This is a genomic window from Methylobacterium sp. 275MFSha3.1 (assembly GCF_900108435.1).
Lineage (GTDB): Bacteria > Pseudomonadota > Alphaproteobacteria > Rhizobiales > Beijerinckiaceae > Methylobacterium.
Map to the genome: position 1 here is coordinate 141,982 of NZ_FNWP01000009.1, position 16,242 is coordinate 158,223.

The 16,242-nt window shown below is 72.2% G+C and carries 19 protein-coding genes; 11 read left to right on the forward strand and 8 right to left on the reverse strand.

Annotation, left to right across the window (positions count from 1 at the left end; genetic code table 11):
- Positions 1-6: 6 nt before the first annotated feature.
- From BLW78_RS12795 to BLW78_RS12810, 4 genes are all read right to left on the reverse strand, one after another.
- Positions 7-1,629 (reverse strand): ABC transporter substrate-binding protein, encoded by a 1,623-nt coding sequence (locus BLW78_RS12795; RefSeq protein ID WP_091680008.1) that lies wholly within the window; start codon positions 1,627-1,629, stop codon positions 7-9.
- A 107-nt stretch (positions 1,630-1,736) separates the two neighbouring features.
- Complete coding sequence (hpxZ, locus tag BLW78_RS12800) at positions 1,737-2,120, reverse strand: oxalurate catabolism protein HpxZ (protein WP_091680011.1); 384 nt, start codon at positions 2,118-2,120, stop codon at positions 1,737-1,739.
- Positions 2,117-3,517: an AtzE family amidohydrolase gene (locus BLW78_RS12805; RefSeq protein WP_091680014.1), complete on the reverse strand. Its 1,401-nt coding sequence runs from the start codon at positions 3,515-3,517 to the stop codon at positions 2,117-2,119. Before BLW78_RS12805 ends, hpxZ begins: the two co-directional genes overlap by 4 nt.
- Positions 3,514-3,708 (reverse strand): AtzG-like protein, encoded by a 195-nt coding sequence (locus BLW78_RS12810; protein WP_091680016.1) that lies wholly within the window; start codon positions 3,706-3,708, stop codon positions 3,514-3,516. The genes BLW78_RS12805 and BLW78_RS12810 overlap by 4 nt, the downstream gene beginning before the upstream one ends.
- 767 nt (positions 3,709-4,475) lie before the next feature.
- Between BLW78_RS12810 and BLW78_RS12815 the strand changes: the two genes are divergently transcribed.
- The 3 genes from BLW78_RS12815 to BLW78_RS12825 all read left to right on the forward strand — a co-directional run bounded on the left by BLW78_RS12815 (position 4,476) and on the right by BLW78_RS12825 (position 5,725).
- Positions 4,476-4,856, forward strand: a complete 381-nt coding sequence (locus BLW78_RS12815) for a DUF6481 family protein (RefSeq protein ID WP_020093455.1) — start codon at positions 4,476-4,478, stop codon at positions 4,854-4,856.
- A 171-nt stretch (positions 4,857-5,027) separates the two neighbouring features.
- Positions 5,028-5,333: a hypothetical protein gene (locus BLW78_RS12820; RefSeq protein ID WP_091680019.1), complete on the forward strand. Its 306-nt coding sequence runs from the start codon at positions 5,028-5,030 to the stop codon at positions 5,331-5,333.
- Positions 5,334-5,437: 104 nt separating this feature from the next.
- Entirely contained in the window at positions 5,438-5,725 is a 288-nt protein-coding gene (locus tag BLW78_RS12825; protein ID WP_091680021.1) for a hypothetical protein, read from the forward strand.
- A gap of 15 nt (positions 5,726-5,740) precedes the next feature.
- On the opposite strand, the gene BLW78_RS12830 is transcribed toward BLW78_RS12825, so the two are convergent.
- The 4 genes from BLW78_RS12830 to BLW78_RS12845 all read right to left on the reverse strand — a co-directional run bounded on the left by BLW78_RS12830 (position 5,741) and on the right by BLW78_RS12845 (position 7,941).
- The gene (locus BLW78_RS12830) at positions 5,741-5,947 is read right to left on the reverse strand and encodes a hypothetical protein (RefSeq protein WP_091680024.1); all 207 of its coding nucleotides are present in this window, start codon (positions 5,945-5,947) and stop codon (positions 5,741-5,743) included.
- A gap of 189 nt (positions 5,948-6,136) precedes the next feature.
- Positions 6,137-6,802 carry an HAD family hydrolase gene (locus tag BLW78_RS12835; RefSeq protein ID WP_091680026.1) on the reverse strand — a complete coding sequence of 222 codons (666 nt, stop codon included), beginning with the start codon at positions 6,800-6,802 and terminating at the stop codon, positions 6,137-6,139.
- A gap of 154 nt (positions 6,803-6,956) precedes the next feature.
- Complete coding sequence (locus BLW78_RS12840; protein WP_091680029.1) at positions 6,957-7,364, reverse strand: DUF2934 domain-containing protein; 408 nt, start codon at positions 7,362-7,364, stop codon at positions 6,957-6,959.
- Between the two features lie 109 nt (positions 7,365-7,473).
- Complete coding sequence (locus tag BLW78_RS12845; protein ID WP_091680183.1) at positions 7,474-7,941, reverse strand: atp-dependent helicase; 468 nt, start codon at positions 7,939-7,941, stop codon at positions 7,474-7,476.
- A gap of 190 nt (positions 7,942-8,131) precedes the next feature.
- Between BLW78_RS12845 and BLW78_RS12850 the strand changes: the two genes are divergently transcribed.
- The 8 genes from BLW78_RS12850 to ybeY all read left to right on the forward strand — a co-directional run bounded on the left by BLW78_RS12850 (position 8,132) and on the right by ybeY (position 16,242).
- On the forward strand, positions 8,132-8,698 hold the full coding sequence (locus BLW78_RS12850; protein ID WP_020093462.1) for a NifU family protein: 567 nt from the start codon (positions 8,132-8,134) through the stop codon (positions 8,696-8,698).
- Positions 8,699-8,986: 288 nt separating this feature from the next.
- Complete coding sequence (gene tsaB, locus BLW78_RS12855; RefSeq protein WP_026604975.1) at positions 8,987-9,661, forward strand: tRNA (adenosine(37)-N6)-threonylcarbamoyltransferase complex dimerization subunit type 1 TsaB; 675 nt, start codon at positions 8,987-8,989, stop codon at positions 9,659-9,661.
- Positions 9,658-10,173 (forward strand): GNAT family N-acetyltransferase, encoded by a 516-nt coding sequence (locus tag BLW78_RS12860; RefSeq protein ID WP_091680032.1) that lies wholly within the window; start codon positions 9,658-9,660, stop codon positions 10,171-10,173. Before tsaB ends, BLW78_RS12860 begins: the two co-directional genes overlap by 4 nt.
- A 4-nt stretch (positions 10,174-10,177) precedes the next feature.
- The gene (locus BLW78_RS12865; RefSeq protein WP_091680034.1) at positions 10,178-11,044 is read left to right on the forward strand and encodes a lysophospholipid acyltransferase family protein; all 867 of its coding nucleotides are present in this window, start codon (positions 10,178-10,180) and stop codon (positions 11,042-11,044) included.
- Positions 11,045-11,387: 343 nt separating this feature from the next.
- The gene (locus BLW78_RS12870; protein ID WP_056522564.1) at positions 11,388-13,124 is read left to right on the forward strand and encodes an L-lactate permease; all 1,737 of its coding nucleotides are present in this window, start codon (positions 11,388-11,390) and stop codon (positions 13,122-13,124) included.
- Between the two features lie 154 nt (positions 13,125-13,278).
- Positions 13,279-14,616: a tRNA (N6-isopentenyl adenosine(37)-C2)-methylthiotransferase MiaB gene (gene miaB, locus BLW78_RS12875; protein WP_091680037.1), complete on the forward strand. Its 1,338-nt coding sequence runs from the start codon at positions 13,279-13,281 to the stop codon at positions 14,614-14,616.
- Between the two features lie 127 nt (positions 14,617-14,743).
- Positions 14,744-15,760: a PhoH family protein gene (locus BLW78_RS12880; protein WP_244526936.1), complete on the forward strand. Its 1,017-nt coding sequence runs from the start codon at positions 14,744-14,746 to the stop codon at positions 15,758-15,760.
- Between the two features lie 2 nt (positions 15,761-15,762).
- Positions 15,763-16,242 carry an rRNA maturation RNase YbeY gene (gene ybeY / locus BLW78_RS12885; RefSeq protein ID WP_026604977.1) on the forward strand — a complete coding sequence of 160 codons (480 nt, stop codon included), beginning with the start codon at positions 15,763-15,765 and terminating at the stop codon, positions 16,240-16,242.

The window sequence follows — 16,242 nt, forward strand, 5'->3', positions numbered from 1 at the left end:
GTTACGCTACCGCCCCGCGGTCGCCATCGTAATCTTCGAGAAGTCCTGGAACCAGTTCTGCGCCTGGACGAAGCCCTTCACCTTGGGGCTCATCGCGCGCGGATTGACGTCGTGCGTGATCATGATGAACAGCGCGTCGTCGACGTACTTCTCGTGGACCTTCTCCAGGACTTTCGTCTGCTCGGCCTTGTCGAAGGTGTTGCGGACCTGATCGAACAGCTTGTCCATCGCCGGATCGCAGTAATAGCCCCAGTTCGTGCCGTTCGGCGGGGCGAAGTTGCACTGCAGGTGGCGGATGAAGCCGGTGAAGGGGTCCTGGATGAAGTACGAGTAGTTGATCGCCGAGACGCCGCGGGAGATGTCGGCCTTGGCCCCGGCCCGCCAGATGTTGATCAGCGTGTTCCACTCCACGACCTCGTAATCGACCTGGATGCCCACGTCGGCGAGGTTCTGCTGGACGAACTCGTTCATCGGCAGCGGCTGCATCTGGCCCGAGCCCGAGGCCGAGATCGCGACCTTGAGCTTCAGGGGCTTGGCCGCGCTGTAGCCCGCCTCGGCCAGCAGCTTCTTGGCGGCCTCCGGGTCGTACTTGATGTCGAAGGTCGGGTGGCCGAACCACTGGTGGCCGGGCGGCATGAAGCCCTTGGCGGGGATCGCGAGGCCGCCGAGCAGCTCCTTCAGGCCCTCGCGGTCGATGGCGAGGTTCGCGGCCTTGCGGACGCGGATGTCGTTCCAGGGCGAGCCCTCGACCCGCGACAGGTGCCACGTCCAGTTATGCGGGTAGGCGTTGGTGACGATGGTGAAGCCGGCGCTCTTCAGCGAGGCCACGGAATCCGGCGCGGGCGCCTCGATCCAGTCCACCTGTCCGGAGCGGAGGGCGGCGGTCCGGGCGTTGGCCTCCGGCAGCGGAATCAGCACGAGCTTGTCGAGCTTCGGCACGCGGTCCTTGTCCCAGTACTCCTTGAACGGGACCATCTCGGCCCGCTCGCGCGGGGCGAACAGGGTCAGCTTCCACGGGCCGGTGCCCGAGGGCTGCTTGGCGAAGGCGTCCCAGGACTTGCCGAGCTTCTCCCACTGGGCCGGCGACGACATCATGATCCAGGCGATCTGGTAGGGCAGCGTCGCGTCGGGGGCCTTGGTGGTGATCTCGACGGTCAGCGGGTCGACCACCCGGTAGCTCGCGACGGCCGGGATGCGGGTCTTGCCCTGCGCGGACTGGCGCGGGTCGTATTGCGGCGCGTCGGCCTTCAGGAGCTTGTCGAGGTTCCAGACCACCGCGTCGGCGGTGAAGTCCGAGCCGTCGTGGAATTTCACGCCCGGCCGGAGCTTGAAGGTCCACTTGGTCTTGTCGGTGGCGTCGACGCCCCAGCTGGTGGCGAGCCCCGGCACGAGGTCGGAGGCCAGCTCGGCGCTCGACAGGTCCCAGTTGATGAGGCCGTCATAGACCGTGTAGCCCATGAACCGCATGCCCTCGCCGCCGTTGTCTGTCTGGCCGGTGGTCAGCGGGATGTCGGAGGCGGTCATGCCGATCCGCAGCGTCCCCTGCGCGAGGGCAGCGGTGCTCGCGGAGAGCGCCAGGGCGCCGGCCAGCGCCGCACGGGCGCCGAGTTTTCTCAGACGGGACAGCATCTTGGGTCGGGTACTCGCGTTGGTCCGCGCCAGACGGCGCGGAATACGCTCGACCGTATGCAAGCCCGCGGCCACACGCCCCCGCCGGGGCGCGGGCCGCTCCGCGGCTAGTCCGCGTCGATCAGGCTCACGTGCGCGGCGACCACCCGCCAGCCCTCCGGGAAGCGCGCCCAGGTCTGGCTCTGGCGACCGATCTTCCCCGGCGCGCTGGCGCGGGTGAACAGCGTCATCGCGGTGGCGAAGTCGCGCCCGTAGGTGGTGATCTGCGTCCGCGCCAGGGTCCGCTCCAGGCCCACCGGGGAGCGGGCCCGGCGGAAGGCGCGGATCGCGTCCATGCCGTAGAGGTTCTCGCCGATCCCGTAGCGGATGGTCAGCGGATCGTCCCGGAACAGCGCCTCCAGGGTCGGGACGTCGTTGGTGGTGAGCGCCGTCTCGTAGGCCCGGAACGCGGCCTCGACCTCGGCCTTCACGGCGGGATCGTCGATGATCATCGGGCAAGCTCCGCGATGGGCGCCGTGCTGACGCCGGTCCGTTCGAGATAGCGCGCCGCGCGCAGGACGAGATCCTCGCGCCAGGGCGCGGCGATGATCTGGACGCCGAGCGGCAGACCGGCGTCGAGCCGGACCGGCGCCGCCACGACCGGGAGGCCGATGAAGCTGACCGGCTGCGTGAACACGCCGATATTGGCGCGCACCGGCAGCGTCACGCCGTCGAGGACGAAGTGGGTCTGGCCGCCCCTCGGCGCGCGGCAGGGCGTGGCCGGGGCCAGGATCACGTCGACGGTCTCGAACAGCTCCAGCACCCGCGCCCGGTACCAGCGGCGGAACCGCTGCGCCCGCTCCACGTGGGGCGCCGGGATCATCGCCCCGGCGATCAGCCGGTCGCGCACCGCCGGGTCGAAATCCTGCGGCCGGGTGCGGAGACGGTCGAGGTGGAGCGTGGCGCCCTCTGCGGCGGTGATCAGGTAGGCGGCCGCGCGAGCGCGGTGGGCCTCCGGCAACTCGACGGTGCGCCGCGCGCCGAGCGCCTCGGCGGCGCGCGCCACCGCCGCGAAGGCTTCCGGATCGCCGTTGCGGGCGAAATGGCCGCCGGCCACCGCGACGCGCAGGCCGTCGATCCCCGCCTCGAGCCGCGGCAGGACCGGCTCCGCCGGGCGGAGCGTCGCCACCGGATCGTCCGGATCGGGGCCCTGCATGGCGTCGTAGGCGAGCGCGAGATCGGTCACGCTCCGGGCCATCGGCCCGAGGTGGTCCAGGCTGCCCACGAACGGGAAGCTCCCCGCGCGCGACAGCCGGCCGTAGGTCGGCTTGAGCCCGAAGCAGCCGCAGAAGGCGGCGGGCACGCGGATCGAGCCGTTCGTGTCGGAGCCCAGGGTCAGCGGCACCATCCCGGCGGCGAGGGCCGCGCCCGAGCCGCCCGACGAGCCGCCGGTCATGTGATCCAGGGCGTGCGGGTTGTGGGCGTCGCCGTCGTGGATGTTCTCGCCGGTGAAGTCGTAGGCGTACTCGCCCATGTTGAGGGCGCCGACGAGGATCGCCCCCGCGGCCTCCAGGCGCCGGACCAGGGCGCCGTCCCGCTCGGCCGGCGGCCGCTCCCGGTTGATCCTCGATCCGGCGCGGGTCGGCAGGCCGTCGATGTCGATCAGGTTCTTCACCGCGAACGGCACGCCGGCCAGCGGGCCCGGCGACGCACCCTCGCGGCGCGCCGCGTCCTGCGCGTCGGCCCGGGCCAGAGCGCGGGCGGACAGCACGTCGGTGAACGCGCCGACCCGGTCGTCGAGGCGCCCGATCCGGTCGAGCGCCGCCGTGACGGCCTGCCGCGCGGTGGTCCGGCCATCGACGATCGCTGCGGCGATCGCCGTTGCCGTCGAGGGATCGCTCGCGCTCACGCTTCGAACCTCGGGGCCGCGTCGATCTCGTCGGCGAGCTGGAAGGCCTCCACCAGCTCGGCCGCCGCGGCCAGGACGCGCAGATTCGCGGTCACCGGGGCGATCCACGCGGGGTCGAGGGTGAGGCCGAGGAGGGCCGCCGCGGCCGCGGCGTAACTCTCGGGATCGTACGGGGGGCGGGTCTCGGACATGGAACTCCTCAGGCCGATCGAGCGGGACGCGATCGATCGCGGCAAGCAGGGCCTGTGCCGCGAGCCCGCGCGCAGTGCGGCGAACCGGCGCGCCTGCGTGCCTAGATCATAGGCAGGCAGGGACGTGCTGGCGATGGCTTCGACGCGCTCCGATCCGCGTGCACAAGAATTAGGCGGCGGCGGGAGGACCGTTTCCGGGCATGCCCGCGCGCCGAAGCGGAATCGCGACCCCTCGCGGGATCGAAGGTCCGGCAGTGAATACGATGTCGATTTTGCAGGTCTGCTTTGCGATGAAAGTATAGGTGCGTCCAGCGGACAGCTGCGCGACGGGCGCCGGGCGAACACGAATCTTGTCTTCGCCCGGCGCGCGACCCATCTAGGGCTGGCAGGCAAGTCCAGGGGATGGATGCGCGCCCACCTGTCGAGCACCGAAGCCCCTGCCGGCTGCCGGCCTGAGGTATTTCCGCACCGCGGGTCGAAACTCTTACAGAGTGGGCCGGGATTGTCGCTGGACCTGCCGCCCGCGCAGGTCTCGCCGATTGCATCTCGCGTGAAGCTCTGATTAAGGGCTCTGCGATCTTCGAACAATGGTCCGACCCGAGCGTTCAGACGCAGGCCGAACGCTCGGGTCGGACCATCGGTACAGCCGGTGGATCGGTGCGGTTCCGGGGCGCGGGGATGGCGTCGGAACCTGCAGACTCCGTACGTGCCCGGCCCCGCCGGATGTCCCCGCGACACGCGAGACGTACCCAACTGAGAAAGGTCAGATGAGCGCATTCGACTACAGGAATTTCGACGACCGTCGCCAGAACTCGCAGAACGCGAAGGCCGCCCTGCTGGCCAAGTTCAAGGCGCGCCCCCCGTCCGACGACCCTGAGGTGATCGCCAAGGCGAAGGCCCGCGCCGAGGTCGCCAAGGCCCGCGAGGAGCGCTCCCGCGAGCGCGAGGCCGCCCGGATCGCCGCCGAGCGGAAGGCCGCCGAGGAGAAGCGTCAGCGGGAGGAGGCGGAACTCGCCGCCCAGATCGCCCGCGAGGCCGCCGAGCTGGCCGCCGCGCAGGAGCGCAAGTCGGCCGACCTGGCCGCCAAGAAGGCCCAGCGCGACGCGCGCTACGCGGCCCGCAAGGCGAAGGTCAAGACCAAGCGCTGAGCGCAGGCCGTCGGCTCACCCGAGCTTCGGACGCCCACGACGCCCGCCCGCAAGGCGGGCGTCGTCGCGTTCGGGGGGGCGTGACCGCACGCGGCAACCAACGCGCGCGGCAACGCGTTGAGGGCGGCCGAACTGCGACGCGCCCGTCCGGCGCGGGCAGCCGAGGCCGCGATGCTTTCCCGATCCCGACAGGTTCTTCCCGCGGTCCTCGTCCTCGCCGCCATGTCCGGCGCCGTCGCGCCCCGGACGGCCCGCGCGCAGGGGGCGGACTCGGTGATGGCCTGCGAGACGCTGATCGCCGCCCGGCGGATCGACGCGTCCTCGGGCAGCGGTGGCCCCGCCCCCACGGAGGCCGGCTGTCGGCGGATCCCGCGCAGCGCGATCGGCACCGTGGAGCAGCGGGCCCTGATCGGCGGGGCGCCCTACGAGTGCCTGACCGTCGCCGGCGGGGGGCCGTGCCGCTGGATCGTGCCCTGACGCGAAGGCTGTCGATTATTGCCGGAGCCCGCACTCTGACCAAGCTTCACGGGTGATCGAGACGCTCTATCTGTGTCCCGAGCGAGTGAGGTCCGAACGTCAGTATGCCGAGTACCCTGGCAAGCACGCGCGTATCGATCGTGGCAGCGACCTGGATCGTCTCGGCCCTGGCCGGCGGGGCCGCCCGCGCGGAGCCGCCGATCCGGAGCCCGGAGGACGCGGCCTGCCGCAACGAGGCCCGCGCGAGGGTCTTCTCGGCGCCCAACCCGCAGGGTCTCGAACTCGAGGAGATCGGGCGCCGGATCTACTTCGCCTGCATGGACCGCGTCGCGAAGGCGGCCGCACCGGCGGCGAAGCGGGGTGGCCGGCGCCATCGGCACCGGCGGCATTGACCCGCGACGCGGGGATCAGGCGTCGAGCGGCGCGCCGATCCGGGCGCGGAGCCGCAGCCGCAGGGCCTCGTTACCGCCTTCGGCATCGAGGGCGGCCATCAGGCGGAGCAGCTGGCTGAGCGGGGTCGACCGGCTCTCGACCGCGTCGGCGATCTGCTCCGGCAGCGACTTGGCGACCGGTACGAAGCGCGGTGCCGGGCCGGCCTGGTGAGTCTGGGGCATGCGAGGCGCTCGTCCTTCGAAGGAGTCCAGATTGGCGGGCGGGTCGCTACGCCTTTCGATCGACGGGCACCAGTCCTTTTCGCGTGAATACGTAGCCGGCATCGCTCCGCGTCACCGCGCTGCAACAGCGTGGCGGGAATGTGTGGATGATGCCGGACCCGCCGCGGAATCCGCTTGCCGGGCCGGCGCTCAGCCGCCCGCCAGCGGCGACTCCGCGAATCGGTCGAGCAGATCCTCGGGGTCCCGGTAGATCGCCGCGCAGCCGGCCGCCCTCAGGTCCGCCTCCGGAAAGCCGCCGCAGAGGAGGCCGACGGTGCGCAGGCTCGCCTTCGCGGCGGCTTCGGCGTCGTAGGGGGTGTCGCCGACGACGATGATCGCGTCGGGCGGGACGCCGTCGAGCTTCGCCAGGGCGGCCTCGAAGATGTCGGGGTGCGGCTTGGACCGGTCCGCGTCGTCCGAGCTCGTGGCGACGTCGACGAGGTCGCCGATCTCCAGGATCTCGGTGTAGTGCTCGACCTCGGAGCGCTTGCCCGACGAGGCGAGTGCGATCTTCAGCCCGGCGGAGCGGATGTGCTCGAACAGCGGCCGGACACCCGGGAACGGCCGGACCTCGGACAGGTAGCGCCGTTTGAACAGGTCGGAGCGGTAGGCCTCGATGGTCTCGCCCTCCCGCGCGATCCGCTCCTCCGACAGGAAGACCGGCATCAGCTCGTCGCCGCCCTTGCCGATCTGCCGGCGGACTTCGGCGAAGCCGGTTTCCACGCCGAAATGCGCGAAGGCCTCCACCCAGGCGCGGGCATGCAGGTCGACGCTGTCGAGAAGCGTCCCGTCGATGTCGAAGATCACCGCGTGCATCGCAGCCCCGTCGCGGAGCCCTGCGCCCGCATCAGGCCGGACAACCTGCCGGCGCCCGGCCTGTTCCGCGCTGGGCCCACGAACGACGGAAGCCCGCCCCTGCGCGAGGGACGGGCTCCGGGAAAGGCCGTGGTGGCGCCGCGGCGCCGACCCTTCAGTGCATCGAGGCCGGGGTCCGGGCAGGCTTCGCCTTGGCGGCGAGGCTGGCGGTCACCGCGGCCTTGGAGGCGCGGGCGGGCTTCGGGGCCGCCGGCTTCGCGGCGGCCTTCACGGCCGCGGGCTTGGCAGCGCCGGTCTTCGACGCGGCGGGCTTGGCAGCGGCGGGCTTGGCAATGGCGGTCTTGGTGGCAGCGGTCTTGGCGACCGGCTTGGCGGCGGTCTTCACCGGCGCGGCCTTCGCGGCGGCCTCGACCGTCTCGGACGCGGCGGCCGCGAGCATCGCGTTCGCGCGCAGCTCGGACTCGGCTCGGATCCAGTGGGCCGCAGCGTGCCCGTGAATCCGGCCCTCGTTCTCCCAGATGTAGTAGGCGCACTCGCGCACGTGGTGCTCGCTGATCAGCATGCGGTCGATCTCCTGTCCGTCCCGGGGACGACGATGGGAGAGCCGGGTTAAGCGTCGGTTAACCCTGCCGCCGGCGACCGGTCGCGGTGCGCGCGCGCTTCGGGCCGCCCTACTGGGCGATCCCCAGCACCCGCCGCGCCTCGGTCAGCAGCACGGCGTGCCGGGCCGCGCCCGGACCCTGATCCGGCGCCTCGCGGCCGGCCCGGGCGATCAGGTCCTGGAAGCGCCGCCGGTCGAGGGCGCGGTGTCCGATGCTGGCGAGGACCGCGCCCAGAACGGTCCGGACCGCCTCGGTGCGCTCGTCGGCCATCGCGGCGGCTTCGGACGCGGCCGCGTTCGCCTGCGCGTCCACCTGCGTCTCGGCCCGCGCGGTCGTGGCCGCCTCCGCGCGGGTCTGCGCCTCCGCGAGCGCCGCGGCGAGGCGCTGCCCCTCCTGCCAGGCCTGGTCGTGCTGATGCGTGCGCAGCGCGAGCAGCACCTTGAGCGAGGCCGCTTCCGCGCGCGCCGCGTCCAGCTTGGCTTGGGCCTCGCGCAGATCCTTCAGCAAGTCCTGCGCGAGGGTCTGGTCCGCGGTCATGTCCACTGCCGGCTCCTCTGGCGTTCGACGGCGTTCGTCCTGTCGCGCCGTCGGCCGAATGTCCACTCTCGCGCGCCGGCGGGACCGGACGACAGGTTGAGAAAATCCGATCGCCGGTCCACATGGGAGGCGGCGCCTCGCGGCGCCTGTCCCGGCCGGCCTTGAACCGGCGCAGCGGAGTATCGCCACCATGTTCATCCAGACCGAAGCCACGCCGAACCCGGCCACCCTGAAGTTCCTGCCCGGCCGCGTCGTGCTGGCGGAATCGACCTTCGAGGCGCGGGACGCCGAGGCCGCTGCCCGCTCGCCCCTGGCCGCAGCGCTGTTCACCGTCCCGGGCGTGGCGGGCGTCTATTTCGGCCACGATTTCATCTCGGTGACCAAGGCCGAGGACGGCTCGGACTGGGCGCAGGTCAAGCCGGCGGTGCTCGGCGCGATCATGGAGCACTTCCAGTCCGGCGCGCCCGTGATGGCCGAGGGCGGCCACGGCGAGATCGAGCCGGGCGACGAGTTCTACGACGAGGCGGACCACGACACCGTCGTGACCATCAAGGACCTGCTCGAGACCCGGGTGCGCCCGGCGGTGGCGGGCGACGGCGGCGACATCACCTTCCGCGGCTACAAGGAGGGCGTGGTCTATCTGGAGATGAAGGGGGCCTGCTCGGGCTGCCCGTCCTCCACGGCGACCCTGCGGCACGGCGTGCAGAACCTGTTCCGGCACTTCCTGCCGGAGATCCGCGAGGTCCAGGCGATCTGAGGATTCGCGCCCGCGCCGCGGTGCGGGCGGCACGCCGGAGGGCCGGAACGGCCCTCGGCTGCCCCCCGGCTCCCGCCTTCGCGGCGGAGCCGGGGGCCGGTGCGCCGGACCCGTCCGAGGCCGCGGGCGCGCACCGGCGCAAGCCGGCAACACTCCACCGGTGATCCGCCCGGTGCGGGCGCCCCGCCGCTGACGAGGCGTCGGTTTTGCTCTAACGCTGGAGGCTCTTCGCGCCCGTCGCGGCGCAGGGAGGCAACCGTCGGCGCGGACCGGCCTGTGGGAGTGAGCGTGCGTATCCTGGCCATCGACACAGCGCTGGACACCTGCGCCGCCTGCGTCATGGCGGAGGAGTCCGAGGCGCCCCTCGCCGCCGAGTCGCTGCCCATGGCGCGCGGCCACGCGGAATCCCTGCTGCCGCTGATCGAGCGGGTGATCGCCCGGGTCGAGGGCGGATTTGAGGCGATCGACCGGGTCGCCGTGACGGTCGGGCCCGGCAGCTACACCGGGCTGCGGGTCGGCCTGTCGGCGGCCCGCGCCATCGGCCTCTCGACCGGCAAGCCCGTCGTCGGCGTCGGCACCCTCTCGGCGCTCCTCGCGCCGCTCCTGGCCGACACCGTCGCGGGCACGATCGCCGCGGTGATCGACGCCCGCCACGGCGCTGTCTACGTGCAGGCCCTCGGGCCGGGCGACGGCCTCGCGCCCGCGCATCTCGCCGTCGAGGCGGCGGCCGAGCAGCTGGGCGACGGCCCGGTGGTGCTGACCGGCTCCGGCGCGCCGATGCTGGCCGCCGCGCTCGCAGCGCGCGGCGTCGCGGCGCGCGTCGCCCATGTCGGCGGTCCCGATATCGCGGCGGTGGCCTCCCTCGGCCTCGTCGCCGACCCGGCGCAGGCTCTGGCGCGGCCCCTCTACCTGCGGGGGCCGGATGCCCGGCCGCAGGACCACGCGCGGATCGCAAGGCGATGACGCGCCCGCTGCCCTTCTGGCCCTTCGACTGGTGGTTCGCGTGGTGGGACGCGCTGACCCCGGAGCCCTACGTCGCGCCGCTCCGCGACGCCGCGCAGGCCCCTGCCCTCGCCCGCCTCCACGCGACCGCCTTCGCGCGGCCCTGGGACGCGCACGAGTTCGAGCGGATGCTCTGCGAGCGCTCGACTTACGCGCACGCCCTCTGGCGCGCGGGCGTGCTCCAGGGCTTCGTGCTCTCGCGCCGGGCCGCCGACGAGGCCGAGATCCTGACGGTCGTGCTGTCCCCGTCTCTGCGCGGCGGCGGCCACAGCCGCAAGCTGCTCCGCGAGCACCTGGCGAGCCTCGCCCTCGACGGCGTCGCCCGGGTGCATCTGGAGGTCGACGAGGGGAACGCCCCCGCCCTGCGGCTCTACGCCCGGCACGGCTTCCGGCAGGTAGGTTCGCGCACCGGCTACTATCTCAAGGCCGACGGCAGCCGGGCGACCGCGCTGACGATGAGCGCCGACCTGTGACGCCGTGAGCCGCCTCGGCATCGCCTGGCGCATCGCGGCCCTCGCCCTCGCCTTCGCGGTGCTGGGACCGCCCCACTGGATCGCCCTGCGGCTCCTCGGCCGCCGCGCGACCCTGGCGCCGATCCTGTTCCACCGCGTCTTCCTGTGGCTGTTCGGGGTGCGGGTCACGCAGAGCGGGACGCCCCCGGCCCCCGGCGAGGCGGCGCTGGTGCTCGCCAACCACGTCTCGTGGCTCGACATCATCGCGGTGGGCTCGCTGCGGCCGCTCTCCTTCGTGGCGAAGTCCGAGATCGCCGGCTGGCCGCTGATCGGCGTCCTCGCGGGGCTCCAGCGGACGATCTACATCGACCGGCAGCGCCGCGGCGCGACCGCGAGCGTCAGCACCGCCATGGGCCACCGCCTGGCCGAGGGGGAGCTGGTTGTCCTGTTCGCGGAGGGGACCACCGGCGACGGGACCCGGCTCCTGCCGTTCCGATCGTCCCTCGTCGGCGCCGCCCGCGCGGCGCTGCAGGCCGAGGCCGGGCGCGGACGGGTGCGCCTCCAGCCGCTCGCCATCGCCTATCCACGGCGCAACGGCCTGCCGGTCACGCGCGCCGAGCGCGCGGAGATCGCGTGGTACGGCGACATGGAGCTGGTGCCGCACCTCGCGACCTTCGTGCAGGGCGGCCCCATCGACGTGCACGTGGTCTGGGGCGCGCCGATCCCCTTCGAGGCCACCACCGACCGGAAGGTCGCCACCGCGGCCGCCGAAGCCGAGGTGCGCGCGGCCCTGCGGGGCGCCGGCACGGGCGCCGGCACCGCCCCGGCACCCGACGCGCGGCCGGCCGCCCCGGAGATCGGTCTCCAGGGGCCGGAGATCGCGCCGGTCTGAACCCTCGGCGCTGCGCCGGACGCTGCGCCCGCGTCGGGATCCGTGACGGGCGCGACCGCGATCCGGGCACCGAGGAAGGTGCGCGCCGCCTGCTTCTCCACGCCTAAGCTCTTGACGGCGAACGGAATCCTGTCTCAGCTCCAGACTTTACGCCTGTTCCGGACGGGTCTGATCCTTTCGAGACCAGCTCGTCGCTGTTCGACCGGGCGGATCCGCCGATCCGCGCGAGAGAAAGCCGGTGGAATCACCGTCAGAATACATGATTCAACGCATTGAGCGGCCGGAACACGTCTGCTAGCTAGGCCGCAATCCGGAACAGACGGAAATTATTGGAGGACGCCCGGTGCAAACCTGGAACCAGGTTTACGACCCGTTCGGGAGCCCGTGGCTCTCGACGCTCGCCGCTTCAGTGCCGGTCATCGCACTGCTCGCCATGATCGCCAGCGGGCGCGTGAAGGCCCATATCGCGGCCGTCATCGCCCTCGGCCTCGCCATGCTGGTGGCCATCGTCGGCTTCGGCATGCCGACCGATCTCGCCACCCGCGCCGCCATCCTCGGGATGGTCACGGGCTTCTTCCCGATCGGCTGGATCATCCTCAACGTCATCTTCCTCTACCGGCTCACGGTGGAGAAGGGCTGGTTCGCGATCCTGCAGCAGTCCGTGGCCGGCATCACGGCCGACCGGCGGTTGCAGCTGCTCCTGGTGGCCTTCGCGTTCGGCGCCTTCTTCGAGGGCGCGGGCGGCTTCGGCACGCCGGTCGCCGTCACGGGCGCGATCCTGATCGGCCTCGGCTTCTCGCCGCTCGCCGCGTCCGGCCTGTCGCTGATCGCCAACACCGCGCCGGTGGCCTTCGGGGCGCTCGGCGCGCCGATCCAGGGCCTCGCCTCGGTCACCGGCTACCCGCCCGAGATCCTCGGCGCGATGATCGGCCGGCAGCTGCCGCTGTTCTCGCTGATCGTGCCGTTCTGGCTGATCTGGGTGTTCGCGGGCTTCCGCGGCATGATCCGGGTGTGGCCGCCGATCCTGGTCTGCGGCGCCTCCTTCGCGGTCGCGCAGTTCCTGATCTCAAACTACGTCAACCCGTGGATCGTCGATATCGGCGCCTCGCTCGCCTCGATGCTCGCGCTGGTGCTGTTCCTGAAGGTCTGGCAGCCCAAGGAGATCTGGTCGTCGCCGGCTCTGCGCGGGCACGATCCGTCGCTCGCCGTCGCCGGTCCGCGGCCCGTGGCGCTCGGCGCCGGCGTGCCCGGCACGCCCCCGGTCCATACCGGCGCCCGCACCGCCTCGCAGGGCGAGATCCTGATGGCCTGGGTGCCGTGGATCATCCTGTCGATCGTCGTGGCCATCTGGGGGACCGGCTGGTTCAAAGGCATCGTCAACCCGCTCTTCACCTGGAAATACGAGGTGCCGGGCCTGCACAACGTGATCATGAAGGTGCCGCCGGTGGTGGCCAAGCCGGTGCCGGAGGGCGCGGTCTTCCTGTTCACCTACATGTCGTACACCGGCACGGGCGTGCTGATCGCGGCGATTATCTCCGGCCTGATCATGCGGTTCTCGCCGCTACGCCTCGTCACCGCCTACTTCGAGACCATCTGGGCCCTGCGCTACTCGCTCATCACCATCGCGGCGATGCTCGCGCTCGGCGTCCTCACCCGCTACGCGGGCGTCGACGCCACGCTCGGGCTGGCCTTCGCGGGCACCGGCATCCTCTACCCGTTCTTCGGGACGCTGCTCGGCTGGCTCGGCGTGGCGCTCACGGGGTCGGACACGGCCTCGAACGTGCTGTTCGGCGGCCTCCAGAGGATCACCTCCGAGCAGCTCGGCCTCTCGGGCGTGCTGATGGCGGCGGCGAACTCGTCGGGCGGCGTGATGGGCAAGATGGTCGACGCCCAGTCGATCGTCGTCGCCTCCACGGCCACCGGCTATTTCGGCCAGGAAGGCAAGATCCTGCGCTTCGTGTTCTGGCACTCGATCGCGCTGGCCTGCCTCGTCGGGCTGTTCGTGATGCTGCAGGCCTACGTGCCGTTCTTCCAGCAGATGGTCATCGACCTGCCCGCGGCGGCGCCGGCCGCCCACTGAGGCCGGTTCGACCGGCCGGCCTCTGACCGGCCGCCCGCGGGCGGCCGGTCGCGTTTCGGGCGCCGCGACGGCCCCCGCGATCCGTGCTACAGGCCGCGTGCCGGGCCCCGCGGGGCGGGTGCAAGGATCATCGGACGGTTCGGGACGGCGCGCGTTGAAGAAGGCTTTCGTCAAATCCTACGGTTGCCAGATGAACGCCTACGACGCGGCCCGCATGGCCGACGTCCTCGGCGCCGAGGGCTACACGGCGACCGACACGGTCGAGGACGCGGACGTCGTCGTCCTCAACACCTGCCACATCCGCGAGAAGGCCGCCGAGAAGGTCTATTCCGAACTCGGCCGCCTGCGCGTGCTCAAGGGTGAGCGGAAGGCGCAGGGCCTCGACACGCGCATCGTGGTCGCGGGCTGCGTCGCCCAGGCCGAGGGCGCCGAGATCCAGGCGCGCCAGCCCGCCGTCGACGTGGTCGTCGGCCCGCAGAGCTATCACCGGCTGCCGGACCTGCTGGCACGCTCCCGCGAGCGCCGCGTCGTCGACACCGAGTTCCCGGTCGAGGACAAGTTCGACCACCTGCCCCGCCGGCGGACCCTCGGGACGTCGGCCTTCCTCACCGTTCAGGAGGGCTGCGACAAGTTCTGCGCCTTCTGCGTGGTGCCCTACACGCGGGGCGCGGAGGTCTCGCGCTCCGTGGCGGCGGTGCTCGCCGAGGCCGAGAAGCTCGCTGACGGGGGCGTCCGCGAGATCACGCTGATCGGCCAGAACGTCAACGCCTATCACGGCGACGGCTCCGACGGCGCGCCCACGGGCCTCGCCGACCTGGTGCGCGCGGTGGCGAAGATCCCCGGCATCGCGCGGATCCGCTACACGACGAGCCACCCGAACGACTTCGACGACGCCCTGATCCGGGCGCACGCCGAGGTGCCGGCCCTGATGCCCTACCTGCACCTCCCGGTGCAGTCGGGCTCCGACCGGATCCTCGCCGCGATGAACCGCAAGCATACCGGCGACCAGTACCGCCGGCTGATGGACCGGATCCGCGCGGCGCGGCCCGATATCGCCCTGTCCTCCGACTTCATCGTCGGCTTCCCCGGCGAGACCGACGCGGACTTCGCCGAGACCCTGCGGCTCGTGCGCGACGTCGGCTTCGAGAGCGCCTTCTCGTTCAAGTACAGCCCACGCCCCGGCACGCCGGCCGCCGACCGCACCGATCAGGTGCCGGAGGCCGCGATGGCGGCCCGGCTCGCCGAGCTGCAGGCGCTCCTCGACGGCCAGCGCCACGCCTATCAGCGGGCGGCCGTCGGCCGGGTCTTCGACGTTCTGGTCGAGAAGCCCGGGCGGCATCCCGGTCAGGTCGCGGGCAAGACGCCGCACCTGCTGGCCGTCCAGTTCGACGCCGCGCCTCACCATATCGGACAGGTCGTGCCCGTGCGGATCACCGAGGCGGGGTCCAACAGCTTGTTCGGAGAGCTCGTCTCCGCGGCTGCGGCGGCGTGAGGAGCGGAGCGGTCGGGATGATGGCGAGGATGGCGGCTTGAGCGCGTCGGACGGTGCGGGCGCGCGCGGCGCGCTCAAGGGGCGCGGCCCGGCGGCGCGGCCGGCCGGATCGGACGAGGCGGTCGAGGTGCCGCTGACCTTCGACGACAACCGCCTCGCGAGCCTCGTCTTCGGCCAGTACGACCAGAACGTCGCCCATATCGAGCGCCGGCTGGAGGTCACCGCCACCGCGCTCGGCAACCACCTCGTCATCAAGGGGCCGGCCGACGCCGCCGAGACGGCGCGGCGGGTGTTCCAGAAGCTCTACGCCCGGGTGCGGACCGGCGGCAGCACGCTGACCCTCGGCGACGTGGACGGCGCCATCCGCGAGGCCACCGCGCAGGCGACCCTGTTCCCGGCCGAGGTCATCGCGGCCGAGGCCGACAGGCCGCATTTCGAGCAGATCGCCACCCGCAAGCGCGGGGCCGTGCGGGCGCGCAACCCGGCGCAGGACGCCTACATCAAGCTCCTGCGCACCAACGAGCTGGTCTTCGCCGAGGGCCCGGCCGGGACCGGCAAGACCTGGCTCGCCGTCGGCCACGCCGTGTCGCTCCTGGAGCAGGGCCATGCCGAGCGGCTGATCCTGTCCAGGCCCGCGGTCGAGGCCGGCGAGCGCCTGGGCTTCCTGCCGGGCGACATGCGCGAGAAGGTCGACCCTTACCTCCGCCCGATCTACGACGCCCTGTACGACTTCATGGAGGCCCGCCACGTTGATCGTGGCCTCCAGACCGGCCAGATCGAGATCGCGCCGCTCGCCTTCATGCGCGGCCGAACCCTCACCAACGCGGTGGTGCTGCTCGACGAGGCGCAGAACACCACCTCCATGCAGATGAAGATGTTCCTCACCCGCCTGGGCGAGGGCTCGCGCATGATCATCACCGGCGATCCGAGCCAGATCGACCTGCCGCCGGGCCAGAAATCCGGCCTCGTGGAAGCGGTCAGCGTGCTGGAGGGCGTCGAGGGGATCGGGCACGTGCGGTTCAAGGACGTCGACGTGGTCCGCCACGACCTCGTCCGCCGGATCGTGACCGCCTACGAGCGCGCCGCCCACGGCAGCGCGGAGGCCGACCGCAACCGGAATCCCCGCCGCCGGCCCCTGGCGTGACCATGCCCCACGAGATCGACCTCGCCGTCGAGGACGCGCGCTGGGAGACGGCGGTTCCGGACCTCGAGGCCCTCGTCACCCGCGCCGTCGAGGCCGGGCTCGCCGTCGCCCCCGAGAGGCCGGACGGTCCCGTCGAGGTCAGCGTCCTGCTGACCGACGACGCCGCCGTCCGGGAACTCAACAGGACCTGGCGCGGCAAGGACAAGCCCACCAACGTCCTGTCCTTCCCGGCCGCCCCGCAGCCGCGGCATGCCGGGACCGCCGCGCCCCTCGGCGACGTGGTCCTTGCGTACGAGACCCTGGTGCGCGAGAGTGCCGAGCAGTCGAAGCCGCTCCAGAATCACCTCGCCCACCTCCTCGTCCATGGCACCCTGCATTGTCTCGGTCAGGACCACGAGATCGGCGAGGCCGAGGCCGATGCCATGGAAGCCCTCGAGGTCGCGGCACTCGCGACCCTCGGCATCCCGGATCCCTATGCCTGA

What these genes read in the sequence shown, in the direction of transcription:
- BLW78_RS12795 (WP_091680008.1), bottom strand. Translation starts at nt 1,629, where the DNA reads ATGCTGTCCCGTCTGAGAAAACTCGGCGCCCGTGCGGCGCTGGCCGGC.
- hpxZ (WP_091680011.1), bottom strand. Translation starts at nt 2,120, where the DNA reads ATGATCATCGACGATCCCGCCGTGAAGGCCGAGGTCGAGGCCGCGTTC.
- BLW78_RS12810 (WP_091680016.1), bottom strand. Translation starts at nt 3,708, where the DNA reads ATGTCCGAGACCCGCCCCCCGTACGATCCCGAGAGTTACGCCGCGGCC.
- BLW78_RS12815 (WP_020093455.1), top strand. Translation starts at nt 4,476, where the DNA reads ATGAGCGCATTCGACTACAGGAATTTCGACGACCGTCGCCAGAACTCG.
- BLW78_RS12820 (WP_091680019.1), top strand. Translation starts at nt 5,028, where the DNA reads ATGCTTTCCCGATCCCGACAGGTTCTTCCCGCGGTCCTCGTCCTCGCC.
- BLW78_RS12825 (WP_091680021.1), top strand. Translation starts at nt 5,438, where the DNA reads ATGCCGAGTACCCTGGCAAGCACGCGCGTATCGATCGTGGCAGCGACC.
- BLW78_RS12830 (WP_091680024.1), bottom strand. Translation starts at nt 5,947, where the DNA reads ATGCCCCAGACTCACCAGGCCGGCCCGGCACCGCGCTTCGTACCGGTC.
- BLW78_RS12835 (WP_091680026.1), bottom strand. Translation starts at nt 6,802, where the DNA reads ATGCACGCGGTGATCTTCGACATCGACGGGACGCTTCTCGACAGCGTC.
- BLW78_RS12840 (WP_091680029.1), bottom strand. Translation starts at nt 7,364, where the DNA reads ATGCTGATCAGCGAGCACCACGTGCGCGAGTGCGCCTACTACATCTGG.
- BLW78_RS12845 (WP_091680183.1), bottom strand. Translation starts at nt 7,941, where the DNA reads ATGACCGCGGACCAGACCCTCGCGCAGGACTTGCTGAAGGATCTGCGC.
- BLW78_RS12850 (WP_020093462.1), top strand. Translation starts at nt 8,132, where the DNA reads ATGTTCATCCAGACCGAAGCCACGCCGAACCCGGCCACCCTGAAGTTC.
- BLW78_RS12860 (WP_091680032.1), top strand. Translation starts at nt 9,658, where the DNA reads ATGACGCGCCCGCTGCCCTTCTGGCCCTTCGACTGGTGGTTCGCGTGG.
- ybeY (WP_026604977.1), top strand. Translation starts at nt 15,763, where the DNA reads ATGCCCCACGAGATCGACCTCGCCGTCGAGGACGCGCGCTGGGAGACG.